Genomic DNA, 13,155 nt, shown 5'->3' with positions numbered 1-13,155 from the left:
CTCTGGACAAGTGACTACTGAGAAGCAAGCCTCCCTCCAGGACCTGACCCGCATCGCCACCTTCACGGCGATCATCGCCGTACTCGGACTCCCCGGCGCGATCTCGCTGTTCGGCAACGCGGTGCCCATCACACTGCAGACCCTCGGCGTGATGCTGGCCGGCGCGATTCTCGGCTGGTGGAGGGGTGCCGCAGCCGTCCTCGCCCTCCTCGCCCTCGTCGCGGCCGGGCTTCCCCTGCTCTCAGGCGGGCGCGGAGGCATCGGGGTGTTCTTCGGCCCGTCGGCCGGCTACCTCATCGGATTCGTGTTCGGCGCAGCGGTCACCGGTCTGATCGTGCACGCAGGAGCCGCGAAACCGACCTGGCTGCGCGTCGCCATCGGCTCGTTCATCGGAGGAGTCCTCACGGTCTACCTCTTCGGCATCCCGATCCAGTCGCTCGTCACCGGCGTCCCGCTTGCTGGCACCGCAATCGCCAGCCTGCTCTTTCTGCCCGGCGACCTTCTCAAGGTCGTGCTGTCGACCGTCCTCGTCATGGCGGTATGGCGCGCGTACCCGCGGGCATTCAGCTTCTCGACCAGACCAGCGCCAGCGGTTCTCGCGAAGACCGCATGACCCCTGGCCTCGCCCTGATCTGCGGATCGACCCGGCTCCCATCGGTCGAGCTGAGACGACGCGTCGCGTCGTGGGCGGATGCCACGGTGTCGGAGCGCAGGATCGTGCCGCTCCGGTCGGCGGACGCGGCGGCGCTCGTGGTCGCCGTGCTCGCCGTGCGTGAACGCGGAGGAGTGCCCGCGATCGGAGACGCGCGCTGGAGTGACCAACACTGGGGTCAGCTCGCCGGGTCCGTCTCAGGCGTGATCGCTCCTGACGGAACGGCGTGGGCGACGTTCAGTTCTGGCAGCACGGGGGCGCCGAGGGTCATCCTGCGGAGTGCCGAGTCGTGGTCCGCGTCATTCGCCGCCGTGACGCAGCTGATGGATCTGACCCCTGACGATGTCGTGCTGCTGCCCTCCCCGCTCGTGTCGTCGCTCTCGATGTTCTCGATCGCCCACGCGCGTGACGTCGGGGCGACAGTGCTCCTCCCCGCCGCCTCGAGGGTGACGCCAGACGACTGCGGAGCGGCCACCATCCTGCACGGAACCCCAGGCGCGCTCGAGAACGTCCTCGACCTCATCGACGACGGCGCTCCGACGCTGCTGCGCCGTGCCCTGATCGGCGGGGCACACCTGGAGCACGGACTGCGCGATCGCGCCGAAGCCGCAGGAATCCGCGTGGTCGGCTACTACGGCGCGGCTGAGCTGTCCTTCGTGGCCGCCGACCGCGACGGAGACGGGCTTCGCGCGTTCGACGGTGTCGAGCTGCGCGTCGCCGACGGTGAACTGTGGAGCCGATCGCCGTACGCCGCACTGGGCTACCTGTCAGGGGGGACCGGTTCGTTCCGCACGGACGCCGACGGCTGGTCGTCGGTCGGTGACCTCGCCGACCTGACCGCCGATGGCATCCTCACCCTTCGGGGCAGGCGCGACGGCGCGATCCTCTCGGCGGCGGCGACGGTTGTGCCTGAGGATGTCGAGGTCGTCTTGCGTACACTCGATGGAGTGAAGAACTCCGTCGTCTTCGGTGCGCCGCACCCGCGGCTCGGCGCACTCGTCTGTGCCGTCATCGAGCCGGACGACCCCCGCCACCCGCCGACGGCCGCCTCCCTCCGCGCCGCCTGTCGTGCCCGGCTCGGGATCGCGCAGGTGCCGAGGCGCTGGTACCTCAGCATCGAACTCCCGCTCACATCGACAGGGAAACCCGCGCGCGCGAGCATTGCGCAGGATGCCGCCGCCGGACGGACGCCGAGACTTGAGTAACGCCGTCGTCACCGTCATCGCGGCCAGGCGGACCCCGATCGCCACGGTGGGCCAGCGCCTCTCCGCCCACTCCGTCGACGATCTCGCCGCAGCGAGCATCCGCGCGACCGTCGACGACGCCCTCCTGCTCCTGGGTGCTGACCTGCCGATCGGGGACGTCGTCATCGGCAATTGCATGGGACCCGGTGGCAACACGGCTCGAGTGGCATCGCTCGCAGCGGGGCTCGACGTGAGGGTGCCGGGCCTGACGGTCGACCGTCAGTGCGGGTCTGGGCTCGCAGCGATAATCGTCGCCGGAGAGCAGATTCTCGCGGGGGACCACCGGATGCGGCTGGCCGGGGGAGCGGAAAGCGCGTCGACCGCGCCGACCCGGGTCGCCGCGACAGGGGCATACGCCAGGGCCGCATTCGCCCCAGGAGGATTCGCCGACCCCGAGATGGGACCTGCAGCCGAAGCTCTCGCCTCCGCTCGGGGAATCTCCCGAGAGCGGCAGGACTCCTTCGCGCTCCGCAGCCACCAGCTCGCGCTCGCGGCCCGCGACGCCGGTCGGTTCGACGACGAACTCGTGGGGATCGGCGAGATCGTCATGGACGACGGACCCCGGGCGCTCAACCGCGCCGTGCTCGGGCGGTTCACTCCGGCCTTCGCGGAGAACCGTCCAGGCGAGGGCACCGTCACCGCCGGCAATGCATGCCGTGTGAGCGACGGAGCCGCAACGGTTGCGCTCGTGCCTGACACCGATCGCGGTTCCGCACCGGGGCTCGCGCTCGTCGGAAGCGCCGTCGTCGGGTGCGACCCAGCCACCCCTGGCCTCGGGCCGGTGTTCGCCATCGAATCGCTGCTTGGACGAACCGGCGTCAGCCTCGACGACGTCGCCGCGTTCGAACTCGTCGAGGCGTTCGCCGCCCAGGCACTCGCCGTGCTCGACACGATCGGACTCGCATCGGCCGACCATGTCGACGACCGGGTGTGCTCCGATGGCGGCGCGCTCGCCCTCGGGCATCCCTGGGCCGCCAGCGGTGCTGTCAGCGTCGTCAGGCTCTTCTCGCGACTCGTCCGCTCCGGTGCTCCTGCGGGAACCCTCGGCCTCGCGACCGCGGCCATCGGCGGGGGCATGGGCGTCGCCGCCCTGTTCAGGGTGGTGCGCTGATGACCAGGGAGATCGCGCTGTCCGGCGTCACCGTCGATTTCGGCGACCGGCTCGCGCTCGACGACGTGACAGTCAGGCTCGACGAGCATCGCATCGCCGTGATCGGGGCGAACGGTTCAGGCAAGTCGACGTTCGCCCGGCTCCTCAACGGCCTCGAGACGCCGACCTCGGGAACGCTGAGCGTGCACGGGCTCGACCCCGTTCGTCAGGGCAAACAACTCCGGCGCAGCGTGGGCTTCGTCTTCACGAACCCGGACGCCCAGATCGTCATGCCGACCGTCGCGGAGGATGTCGCATTCTCGCTCCGCGGCAGGGGATTATCGAAGGACGAGATCGCTGCACGTGTGGCATCCGTCCTCGCCGCCTACGGGCTCGGCGACCACGCCGACGCCGCCGCACACAGCCTGTCAGGCGGACAGAAGCAGCTTCTCGCCCTCTGCTCGGTCCTGGTCACCGAGCCCGAACTGCTCGTCGCCGACGAGCCCACCACCCTGCTCGACGCCGCGAACACCAGGCGGATCGCCGATCTGATCGCCGGGCTGGGTCAACAGGTCGTGCTGGTCACTCACAATCTCCGGCTCGCTGAACGATGTGACATCGTCCTGCGGTTCGACGAGGGAAGGCTCGTCGAACAGGGAGACCCCGTCGACGTCGTCGGCCGCTACGAACGCGAGTTCGCGTGATGCAGGCCCTGGGACTCTACCGGCCGGGGACCAGTGTGATCCACCGGCTGTCGGCAGGGACGAAACTGTCCGCGTTGTTCGTGCTCGCGCTCGCCGTGTCCGTGCCGCCGCCCACCGTCTGGCTTCTCGGCACACTGACGCTTCTCGTCGTCGCCCTGTACCTGATCGCCGGGCTCGGCCTCGTCGAGCTCGGACGCCAGGTCGTGATGATCCGCTGGCTGATCCTCTTCGTCACCATCACCGGCGTCCTGTTCCTGCCGCTCGATGTCGCGATCGCGAACGTCACACGGATGGTGCTCGTCATCGTGCTGGCCGGGCTCATCACGCTCACCACGCGCACGTCGGCCATCCTCGACGCGTTCGAACGCGGGCTTTCGCCCCTGCGCCGGTTCGGCGTCGATCCGGCACGGATCAGTCTCGTTCTCGCGCTGGCCATCCGGACGGTGCCCGTCATCGCCGGATTCGCGCGCCAGCTCGGCGACGCGCAGCGCGCGAGAGGCGGCAGGGTCAGCGTCCGCGCGTTCGTCGTTCCTCTGCTCGTGCTCTCCCTGCGTCATTCGGACGACCTCGCAGACGCCCTCGTCGCGCGCGGCGCCGACTGACCACTCCCGGCGCGGCCGACAGCCGTGCACCGTAGAGTGGAACCGTGACTACCGGCGACACGATCACCCTCAGCGGACTCCGCGTTCGGGCACACCACGGTGTGTACGACTTCGAGCGCGAGAACGGTCAGGACTTCGTGGTCGACCTCGTCGTGGGGATCGACCTCCAGCCGGCTTCGACCAGTGACGACGTCGCCGCGACCATTCACTACGGGGAGCTGGCCGAGAAGGTCGCTGCCGCCGTCGCTGCCGACCCGGTCGACCTCATCGAGACGGTCGCCGAGCGGGTGGCCGACCTCGTGCTCGCCTACCCGGCCGCCATCAGCGTACGCGTCACGGTTCACAAGCCGGATGCCCCGATCTCCGTTCCGTTCGACGACGTGGCCGTGAGCATCCTTCGGTACGCAGCGACGAGCGTGCAGCGGTCGACGCGGTCATGACCCCGATCCCGAAGCCGCACATCCACCCGCCGGTCCGTCCGCTGACGGGCAGTAAGGCCGTGCTCGCCTTTGGCAGCAACCTGGGCGACCGTGAAGCGACGATCAGGGCAGGACTCGACGCCCTCGCCGCTCACGGTATCCGCATCTCTGCGATGTCGACCCTCGTGGAGTCCGTCGCCGTGAAACCGGGCGGAGAAGACGAGGCGGCACCGCGCTACCTCAACGGCGTCGCACTCGTCAGCACCATTCTGGCTCCGCATGACCTGCTCCGCACGATTCACGCCGTCGAAACCGAGCTCGGCAGGGTGAGACTCGAGCGCTGGGGCGACCGGACACTCGACATCGACATCGTCGCGTACGGGGATCTCGTCCTCGACGACCAGGACCTCATCCTCCCTCACCCGCGCGCCGCCCAGCGAACCTTCGTCCTCTCGCCCTGGCTCGAACTCGATCCTGACGCCGTCCTGCCGGGCTCCGGCCGGGTCGACGCCCTGCTCGCGGCCCTGGAAGCGCAGCCGGGAGCAGACGCGTGAAGCGAACGCATGCGACGCCGCTGATCGGGCTGGCCGCTCTCGGGTTCGTCGCGGGATTCCTGCTCGAATACGGCGCGGAGTCACTCGGCCGGCCGCTTCTGATCCCTCCCCTCACGTTCCCGCTCACCCTTCTCGCCGCCGCAGCGATCGTGCTCGGTTTCGCGATCCCGATCCGGCGCACGGTGACGGGCAAACGCGCGAAGCCGATCGATCCGTTCCAAGCGATGCGGATCGTCGTCCTCGCAAAGGCCTCGAGTCATGTCGGGGCTCTCCTCACAGGGGCCGGCCTCGGCGCGGTCATCTACTTCACGACCCGCCCCGTGCTGCCCGCGATAGGCTCGATGTGGCTCGCGATCGCCTCCTGCGTTGGCGCGGCGGTGCTCACGGCCGCAGGACTGCTTGCCGAACACCTCTGCACTCTGCCGAAGGACGATGATGACGACGCACCCGGAGTACCCCACGATTCCTGAGCCGCCTGTTCCGGGCGCCGCTCCGGAGACGGCCGTTCCCGGAACGGCGGCAGAGCCCCCCGTCGAGCGCCAGGAGGCTGCCTCCCGTGCCGGCTCCCCGCGGCGACTCGAGCTGACAGACACCGACTGGCACCGGGTCTCGCCGAAGTACATCGTCGTCGACCTCATCGGGGCAGGGATCTTCGCCCTCGTCGTCGTCGGTGCAGCCATCGTCATGGCCGTCGTGTTCGAGCAGACCTGGCCGTTGTGGGCGATGGCAGGGCTTCTCGTCGCAATCCTCATCGGTGCCGTGTTCACCCCGCGTCGCATCCGTTCGATCGGTTACCAGCTCCGCCAGGACGACCTGCTGTTCCGGCGCGGAATCATGTGGACCAGGATCGTGGCCGTCCCGTACGGCAGGATGCAGCTCATCGACATCAACCGCGGCCCTGTTGCCCGTGCTTTCGGGCTCGCCGAACTCAAATTCGTCACGGCGTCAGCCGCGAGCGCCATCGTGCTGCCCGGTCTCCCCGAGGATGAGGCGGAGCAGCTGCGCGACCACCTCGTCACCGTCGCCGAGAGCAGGCGGACCGGCCTATGACCGGAGAACCGGATGCCGGTCGCTCGCCACTGAACGATATCGCTGCTCCGACGGCGAACCCGTCGTCCGGGCGGCGGAGCCTCACCGACGGCGAATGGCACCGCCTCCACCCGGCGACGCCGCTCCTTCGCGGAGGCATCGCCGTGCTCGCCATCGTCGGTTTCGTCATCGCGAACCTCAGGGAACGCCTCGTCGAGCTGTTCCTGCCCGGCGCGGGAGAGTATGACCCCGAAGATTACGACCCCCTCACCTATGTCTGGGAGCACGGGTACGTCGGACTCGCACTCCTCGCCGTCCTCGTCGTCCTCGTCGTGGTGCTCGCTGCGTTCTTCCTGTCCTGGCGCATGCACACCTTCCGCGTGACGGAGGAAGCGGTCGAGGTGCGCAGCGGCATCCTCTTCCGCACCCACCGCAAGGCGAAACTCGACAGGATCCAGGGCGTCGGGATCTCCCGGCCGTTCCTGCCGCGGATGTTCGGGGCGGCCAAGATGGAAGTCAGCGTCGCCGGCCAGGATGCCAGTGTGAAGCTCGAGTACCTCTTCTCCCGTGACGCTGACGACCTCCGCCGTGACGTCCTCACCCTCGCGTCAGGGGTCCGGCTGGCCGAACAGGGCCTCGCTCCCGCCCCGACGGTGGGCCCAGAGGGCGTCGTCTCCGGAACGGATGCGGCCCTGTCGCGCATCGTGAACGAGCGCGTGAACGAGTTCCTCGCGCCCGAGCTCGACCCGTCCGTCGCCCCGCCCGAGTCGATCGTGCGGATCCCGGTCGGCCGGCTGATCGGCTCGACCATCCTGAGCTGGGTGACTCTCGTCATCCTCGTCCTCGCTGTCGTGATGATCGTCTCGGTCGTCAACGGCCAGTTGTGGGCACTGTTCTGGTTCATCCCGAGCGTCATCGGTATCTTCAGTTATTTCTGGTCGACGATCACCAAGTCGCTCCGGTACTCCATCGCCGGTACCCCCTCGGGCGTGCGGATCGGGTTCGGGCTGTTCTCCACGAGCAATGACACGCTTCCCCCCGGGCGCGTGCACGCCATCGAAGTCTCGCAGTCGGTGCTCTGGCGGCCGTTCGGCTGGTGGCAGGTCAAGATCAACAAGGCAGGGCTGAGCGCGGAGGCCGCCGCCGGCGGCAAGGGAAACACCACCGTGCTGCCGGTCGGCACGCTGGTCGACGTCTCCCGTGTCGTCGACCTTCTGCTCAGCGGCGTCACCCCTGTCGACCTGCACGCCGAACTCGACCGTGCGATCAGGGACCCCGGCCACTCCGGATTCGTCCTCGCCCCGCGTCGCGCTGCCTGGCTCGGTCCGTTCGCCTGGCGCCGCACCGGCTACACCATGCACGACGGGCTCCTGATGTTCCGCCGCGGCGTCGTCTGGCGCAGGGTCGATCTCCTCCCGCTCGCACGGCTGGTGAGTTTCGCCATCTCGCAGGGACCCGTTGAGCGGATGCTCCGCCTCGCGTCGGCACGCGCCCACACCGTCGTCGGACCGATCACGGCGACGCTGCCCATCATCGGAACGGCAGAGGCCACCCGGTTGTTCGACGAGGTCTCCGCCGGGATCGTCAGGGCCTCGCGCTCCGACCACAGCCACCGCTGGGCCGAGTCCCGGCAGGACGACCTCGCGCAGGTTCAGCCGGTGGCGGCTCCGACGGCGCACGAGCACGTCGCGCCCACAGAACCCCAGCCCGGGCCGATCCAGAGTGGGGACCACCGGTGAGTGCGCGGGCCGGACGACTCGGCATCGGCATCATCGGCGCCGGAAAGGTGGGCCCGGTGCTCGGCGCAGCGCTCGCCGGTGCAGGCCACGCCATCACGGGGATCAGCGCGGTCTCCGATGAGAGCCGCGACCGTGCGGAGGCGATGCTCCCCGCCGTTCCTGTGCTCGACATCCCGAGCATCGTCGAGCGCAGCGAACTCGTTCTCATCGCCGTCCCGGACAGCGAACTGGAATCGCTCGTCGCCGGTCTCGCCGCCACCTCGACGTGGCAGGCCGGCCAGCTCGTCGTCCACACGGCAGCAGGTGTCGGCACGTCCGTCCTCGCGCCGGCCCAGGCGCTCGGCGCCATCCCGCTGGCGATCCACCCGGCAATGGACTTCACGGGGACGAGCATCGACATCGCCCGTCTCGCCGAGAGCTGGTTCGCCGTCACGGCGCCTGCTCCCGTCCAGCCGATCGGCCAGGCGCTCGTCGTAGAGATGGGCGGGGAACCCGTCATCATCGCCGAATCCGATCGCGCCGCGTACGCGGAAGCCATCGACATCGCCACCACGTTCTCGCGATCGATCGTTGCGCAGGCCACCGGCATCCTCGGTGGAATCGGCGTGGAGCATCCCGGCGGCTTCCTGTCGTCGCTCGTCCGCTCATCGGTGGACAACGCCCTGCAGGAGGCGGGCAGGGCTCCCTTCGACACCGGCGCATTCGGCCTCGATGACGAAGGCGCTCCGCCGCCCGGTACCATCGGTGGGTGACGAACAGTATCGCTGACATCCGCTCGCGCATCGCCGAAGCCCGCCGGGCGGCGATCGAAGCGGGAATCGCAGACCCCAGGGTCGTCCTCGTCCCGACGATGGGTGCGTTGCACGACGGCCACATCGCCCTCGTCGACAGGGCCGCGGAGCTCGGCGAGATCGTTGTCGTCTCGATCTTCGTCAACCCGCTGCAGTTCGGCCCGAAAGAAGACCTTTCCAGCTATCCGCGAACCCTCGAGAGCGATGTTCAGAAACTCGCGGAACGTGGCGTCACCCTCGTCTTCGCGCCGACCGCTGCCGAGATGTACCCGGACGGCGACGCCGCAGTCCGCGTCAGCGCCGGCGACATCGGCACCCGCTACGAGGGGCGCACCCGCCCCGGCCACTTCGACGGTGTGCTCACCGTCGTCGCCAAGCTCTTCCACATCATCGAGCCGGATGCCGCCGTCTTCGGCGAGAAGGACGGCCAGCAGCTGTTCCTCGTGAAGCGGATGGCCAGGGACCTCAGCTTCCCGGTCGACGTCCAGGGCGTCGAAACGGTGAGGGCGGATGACGGACTCGCGCTCTCGAGCCGCAACGTCTACCTCGATGACGCCGAACGGCGTTCGGCACGCGTGCTTTCGACGGCACTCGAGGCGGCCGCGTCGTCTGGCGACCGAGGCATCGACGCCGTCCTGGCCGCCGCGCAGTCGGTGATCGTCGGCGAGCCCCGGGTCGAGCTCGACTACCTTGCCGTCGTCGACCCCGCCACCTTCCTCCCCGTCGACGGCAACCACCACGGCACGGCCGTCGCGCTCGTCGCGGCTCGCGTCGGCACCACGCGTCTCATCGACAACCGCACCCTCTTCGTCAACTGACGCGGGAACCGCCGCCCCGGCGGCATCGTAAACTGGGATGACCCACAAGGAGACGTTTTTCGCCATGACAGCCCCCACCCCCGACCAGCCCGCAGAGCCGACCGCTGAGGAGATCTTCGAGCAGAAGGCCGTTCGACTGGCCAAACGGGAGCGTCTGATCGCGAACGCCGCCGATGCAGCAGGCGGTGCGTACCCCGTCTCCGTCCCGATCACCACGACCATCCCTGCCGTTCGGGAGAAGTGGGGCCACCTCGCCGCTGACGAAGCATCCGGTGACGTCGTGGGCATCGCCGGGCGAATCGTCTTCCTTCGCAACACAGGCAAGCTGTGCTTCGCCAGCCTCCAGTCCGGCGACGGCAGTCGCATCCAGGCGATGGTGTCGCTCGCAGAGGTCGGCGAGGAGTCGCTTGCCCTGTGGAAGGAACTCGTCGACCTCGGCGATCACCTCTTCGTCTCCGGTGAGGTGATCTCCAGCCGCCGCGGTGAACTCTCGATCATGGTCACCGAGTGGACGATCGCGTCCAAGGCGATCCTGCCGCTGCCCAACCTGCACAACGAACTCAGCGAGGAGAGCCGCGTCCGCAGCCGCTACCTCGACCTCATCGCGCGCGAGCAGGCCAGGCGGAACGTCGTGCAGCGGTCACAGGCAGTCTCCAGCCTGCGACGCACCTTCACCGACCGCGGCTACCTCGAGATCGAGACGCCGATGCTCCAGGTGATGCACGGCGGGGCATCCGCGCGCCCGTTCGTGACCACGTCGAATGCGTTCGACACCGAGCTGTTCCTCCGGATCGCGCCGGAGCTGTATCTCAAGCGCGCCATTGTCGGCGGAATCGACCACGTGTTCGAGATCAACCGCAACTTCAGGAACGAAGGCGCCGACTCGACGCACAGCCCCGAGTTCGCGATGCTCGAGGCCTACGAAGGATATGGGGACTACAACTCCATCGCCGAGCTCACCCAGACCCTGATCCAGAACGCGGCCCTCGCGGTCGCCGGATCCCACACCGTCACCTGGGCGGACGGGACCGAGTTCGACCTCGGCGGCGAGTGGGACAGGATCTCGATGTTCGGCAGCCTGTCCGACGCCGTCGGACGTGAGATCACCCCCGAGACGCCGATCGCCGAGCTCAGGGAACTGGCCGAGAAGGAGGGCATCGTCGTGCCCCACCCGATCCACGGCAAGTACATCGAGGAACTCTGGGAGCACTTCGTGAAAGGCGCGCTCGTCCGCCCCACCTTCGTGCGCGATTTCCCCGTCGACACGTCACCGCTCGTGCGGGCCCACCGGTCGATCCCCGGTGTCGTCGAGAAGTGGGACCTCTACATCCGCGGCTTCGAACTCGCCACCGGATACTCGGAGCTCATCGACCCCGTCGTCCAGCGTGAGCGTTTCGTCGAGCAGGCACGACTGGCCGCAGGCGGAGACGTCGAGGCGATGCGCCTGGACGAAGAGTTCCTCCGCGCGCTCGAGCACGGCATGCCACCGACCGGCGGCATGGGGATGGGCATCGACCGGCTGATGATGGCTCTCACCGGTCTCGGCATCCGCGAAACCATCCTGTTCCCCCTCGTGAAATGACCCAGGTGACCCGATGAACGACTACCTCCCGAAGAATGAGCTCGACCCGCAGGATCCGAAGAAGCCGTCGGCGAACCGGATCATGGTCTGGATCGTCGTCGCCGGCGTCGGGCTGTACCTCGTGATCTCAGGCATCGTCGGCATCATCGCCAAGGGAAGCTGACCGGTCCGGTCGGGGTATCCTTAACCTGTCATGGACAATTACTGGCTGAACGCCCTCTGGTCGATCGTGCCGACGCTGCTCGTCGGGCTGATCTTCTGGGCCGTCATGCGCGCCATCATCCGCGCCGACCGTGACGAGCGGGCTGCGTACGCCGACCTCGAGGCCGCCGAACGGGAACGCCTCGGACTGCCTCCAGCCGCACCGAAGAACACAAGCGAGTCCGTCGAGGCGTAGCCGTGCCGCCGCCGATAGGCTGGCAGCATTCTCACCGAAGACAGGAGCCCGTTCGTGGATCTAGCTGCCTTCTGGGCGACGCTGTCCGGCGACTGGAGGGTCATCCTCTTCTTCGCCATCGACTTCGTGATCCGCGTCATCGCCGTCATCGTCGTGCCCAGGAACCGTCGGCCGACCGCCGGCATGGCGTGGCTGCTCGCCATCTTCCTGATCCCATACGTCGGGGTCATCGCCTTCCTGCTCATCGGCAACCCGAAACTGCCACGTAAGCGACGCGAGCTCCAGAAGGACATCAACGAATTCATGGCGGTCGCGGCGAAGGAACTCCCGGCGCAGGACCTCCAGCCCGGCGCGCCCGACTGGCTCAAGTCGCTCGTCACCCTCAACCGCAACCTCGGAGCCCTTCCCGTACTCGGGGGCAACGAAGCCGGACTCATCGGCGACTACGAACTGTCGCTCGCCGCCATGACGGAAGCCATCGATGCCGCAGAGAAATTCGTCAACGTCGAGTTCTACATTCTCAGTTGCGACCGCACGACAGAGCCCTTCTTCGCCGCGATGGAACGGGCCGTCGCTCGCGGGGTGAAGGTGCGGGTGCTCCTCGACCACGTCGCCAACCTGCGCACCAAGGGTTACAGGGCCACGAAACGCCGGCTCACCGCCATCGGCGCCGACTGGCATCTCATGCTCCCCGTTCAGCCGTTCAAGGGCACGTTCCAGCGGCCAGACCTCCGCAACCACCGCAAGGTGCTCATCATCGACGGCCTCGTCGCCTTCATGGGTTCCCAGAACGTCATCGACCGCAGCTACAACAAGCGTGCGAACATCCGACGCGGTCTGAAATGGCAGGAACTCGTCGTGCGGGTCGAGGGGTCGGTCGTCGGCGGCATCAACGCGATCTTCTTCAGCGACTGGTACTCAGAGACCGGTGAACTGCTCGCCCGCGACGTCGACATGACCGACTTCGATCCCGAGAACGGCGACCTCGACTGCCAGGTCGTGCCGAGCGGCCCGGGCTTCGACGGCGAGAACAACCTCCGCCTCTTCCTCGGCCTGCTCTACGCAGCGCAGAAGCGCATCGTCATCACGAGCCCGTACTTCGTCCCTGACGAGTCCCTTCTCTACGCGATCACCACAGCGGTGCAGCGCGGGGTCCCCGTGGATCTCTTCGTGTCTGAGATCGGTGACCAGGCCCTCGTCTACCACGCCCAGCGTTCCTACTACGAGGCCCTGCTCCGTGCCGGGGTTCGGATCTACCTGTACCCGGCACCGTACATCCTCCACGCCAAGCACTTCACCATCGACGACGAGGTCGCCGTGATCGGCTCGAGCAACATGGACATGCGTTCCTTCGGCCTCAACATGGAGGTCTCGCTCCTGGTGCGCGGCCGGTCCTTCGTCGACGAGATGCGCTCGGTAGAGGACGTCTACCGCCTGAAGAGCCGCGAGCTCACCCTCGACGAGTGGATGAAGCAGCCGCTGCGTTCCACCGTTCTCGACAACCTGGCGAGGCTCAGCTCGGCGCTCCAGTAGG

The 13,155-nt window shown here is 68.1% G+C and carries 16 protein-coding genes; all 16 read left to right on the top strand.

What is annotated here, in order from left to right; genetic code table 11:
• The first annotated feature begins 10 nt into the window (after positions 1-10).
• Complete coding sequence (locus AC1M0F_RS14590; protein ID WP_480238989.1) at positions 11-613, top strand: biotin transporter BioY; 603 nt, start codon at positions 11-13, stop codon at positions 611-613.
• Positions 610-1,857, top strand: coding sequence for a class I adenylate-forming enzyme family protein (locus AC1M0F_RS14585; protein WP_480238988.1), 1,248 nt, complete (start codon positions 610-612; stop codon positions 1,855-1,857). The genes AC1M0F_RS14590 and AC1M0F_RS14585 overlap by 4 nt, the downstream gene beginning before the upstream one ends.
• Positions 1,850-3,007 carry a thiolase family protein gene (locus tag AC1M0F_RS14580; RefSeq protein ID WP_480238987.1) on the top strand — a complete coding sequence of 386 codons (1,158 nt, stop codon included), beginning with the start codon at positions 1,850-1,852 and terminating at the stop codon, positions 3,005-3,007. The genes AC1M0F_RS14585 and AC1M0F_RS14580 overlap by 8 nt, the downstream gene beginning before the upstream one ends.
• The gene (locus AC1M0F_RS14575; RefSeq protein ID WP_480238986.1) at positions 3,007-3,690 is read left to right on the top strand and encodes an energy-coupling factor ABC transporter ATP-binding protein; all 684 of its coding nucleotides are present in this window, start codon (positions 3,007-3,009) and stop codon (positions 3,688-3,690) included. Before AC1M0F_RS14580 ends, AC1M0F_RS14575 begins: the two co-directional genes overlap by 1 nt.
• On the top strand, positions 3,690-4,292 hold the full coding sequence (locus tag AC1M0F_RS14570) for an energy-coupling factor transporter transmembrane component T family protein (protein ID WP_480238985.1): 603 nt from the start codon (positions 3,690-3,692) through the stop codon (positions 4,290-4,292). Before AC1M0F_RS14575 ends, AC1M0F_RS14570 begins: the two co-directional genes overlap by 1 nt.
• A 44-nt stretch (positions 4,293-4,336) precedes the next feature.
• Positions 4,337-4,732: a dihydroneopterin aldolase gene (gene folB / locus AC1M0F_RS14565; RefSeq protein WP_480238984.1), complete on the top strand. Its 396-nt coding sequence runs from the start codon at positions 4,337-4,339 to the stop codon at positions 4,730-4,732.
• Positions 4,729-5,265: a 2-amino-4-hydroxy-6-hydroxymethyldihydropteridine diphosphokinase gene (gene folK, locus AC1M0F_RS14560; RefSeq protein ID WP_480238983.1), complete on the top strand. Its 537-nt coding sequence runs from the start codon at positions 4,729-4,731 to the stop codon at positions 5,263-5,265. The genes folB and folK overlap by 4 nt, the downstream gene beginning before the upstream one ends.
• Complete coding sequence (locus AC1M0F_RS14555) at positions 5,262-5,735, top strand: DUF3180 domain-containing protein (protein ID WP_480238982.1); 474 nt, start codon at positions 5,262-5,264, stop codon at positions 5,733-5,735. Before folK ends, AC1M0F_RS14555 begins: the two co-directional genes overlap by 4 nt.
• Positions 5,698-6,315 carry a PH domain-containing protein gene (locus tag AC1M0F_RS14550; protein WP_480238981.1) on the top strand — a complete coding sequence of 206 codons (618 nt, stop codon included), beginning with the start codon at positions 5,698-5,700 and terminating at the stop codon, positions 6,313-6,315. The genes AC1M0F_RS14555 and AC1M0F_RS14550 overlap by 38 nt, the downstream gene beginning before the upstream one ends.
• Complete coding sequence (locus AC1M0F_RS14545; RefSeq protein WP_480238980.1) at positions 6,312-8,033, top strand: PH domain-containing protein; 1,722 nt, start codon at positions 6,312-6,314, stop codon at positions 8,031-8,033. The genes AC1M0F_RS14550 and AC1M0F_RS14545 overlap by 4 nt, the downstream gene beginning before the upstream one ends.
• Complete coding sequence (locus AC1M0F_RS14540; RefSeq protein ID WP_480238979.1) at positions 8,030-8,785, top strand: Rossmann-like and DUF2520 domain-containing protein; 756 nt, start codon at positions 8,030-8,032, stop codon at positions 8,783-8,785. Before AC1M0F_RS14545 ends, AC1M0F_RS14540 begins: the two co-directional genes overlap by 4 nt.
• Positions 8,782-9,642, top strand: coding sequence for a pantoate--beta-alanine ligase (gene panC / locus AC1M0F_RS14535; RefSeq protein WP_480238978.1), 861 nt, complete (start codon positions 8,782-8,784; stop codon positions 9,640-9,642). The genes AC1M0F_RS14540 and panC overlap by 4 nt, the downstream gene beginning before the upstream one ends.
• Positions 9,643-9,706: 64 nt before the next feature.
• Positions 9,707-11,224, top strand: coding sequence for a lysine--tRNA ligase (lysS, locus tag AC1M0F_RS14530; protein ID WP_480238977.1), 1,518 nt, complete (start codon positions 9,707-9,709; stop codon positions 11,222-11,224).
• Between the two features lie 13 nt (positions 11,225-11,237).
• Positions 11,238-11,387 (top strand): hypothetical protein, encoded by a 150-nt coding sequence (locus tag AC1M0F_RS14525; protein ID WP_480238976.1) that lies wholly within the window; start codon positions 11,238-11,240, stop codon positions 11,385-11,387.
• A 30-nt stretch (positions 11,388-11,417) separates the two neighbouring features.
• Positions 11,418-11,621 (top strand): hypothetical protein, encoded by a 204-nt coding sequence (locus tag AC1M0F_RS14520; protein ID WP_480238975.1) that lies wholly within the window; start codon positions 11,418-11,420, stop codon positions 11,619-11,621.
• Positions 11,622-11,675: 54 nt separating this feature from the next.
• Positions 11,676-13,154: a cardiolipin synthase gene (gene cls, locus AC1M0F_RS14515; RefSeq protein WP_480238974.1), complete on the top strand. Its 1,479-nt coding sequence runs from the start codon at positions 11,676-11,678 to the stop codon at positions 13,152-13,154.
• Position 13,155 lies beyond the last annotated feature (1 nt).

Source organism: Mycetocola sp. Y719 (assembly GCF_056713205.1).
This window is presented reverse-complemented; position numbering and strand designations above follow the sequence as displayed.

Coding starts and splice junctions, on each gene's coding strand:
- lysS (WP_480238977.1), top strand. CDS start 9,707: ATGACAGCCCCCACCCCCGACCAGCCCGCAGAGCCGACCGCTGAGGAG.
- AC1M0F_RS14545 (WP_480238980.1), top strand. CDS start 6,312: ATGACCGGAGAACCGGATGCCGGTCGCTCGCCACTGAACGATATCGCT.
- AC1M0F_RS14570 (WP_480238985.1), top strand. CDS start 3,690: ATGCAGGCCCTGGGACTCTACCGGCCGGGGACCAGTGTGATCCACCGG.
- AC1M0F_RS14575 (WP_480238986.1), top strand. CDS start 3,007: ATGACCAGGGAGATCGCGCTGTCCGGCGTCACCGTCGATTTCGGCGAC.
- folK (WP_480238983.1), top strand. CDS start 4,729: ATGACCCCGATCCCGAAGCCGCACATCCACCCGCCGGTCCGTCCGCTG.
- AC1M0F_RS14585 (WP_480238988.1), top strand. CDS start 610: ATGACCCCTGGCCTCGCCCTGATCTGCGGATCGACCCGGCTCCCATCG.
- AC1M0F_RS14520 (WP_480238975.1), top strand. CDS start 11,418: ATGGACAATTACTGGCTGAACGCCCTCTGGTCGATCGTGCCGACGCTG.
- AC1M0F_RS14550 (WP_480238981.1), top strand. CDS start 5,698: ATGATGACGACGCACCCGGAGTACCCCACGATTCCTGAGCCGCCTGTT.
- AC1M0F_RS14525 (WP_480238976.1), top strand. CDS start 11,238: ATGAACGACTACCTCCCGAAGAATGAGCTCGACCCGCAGGATCCGAAG.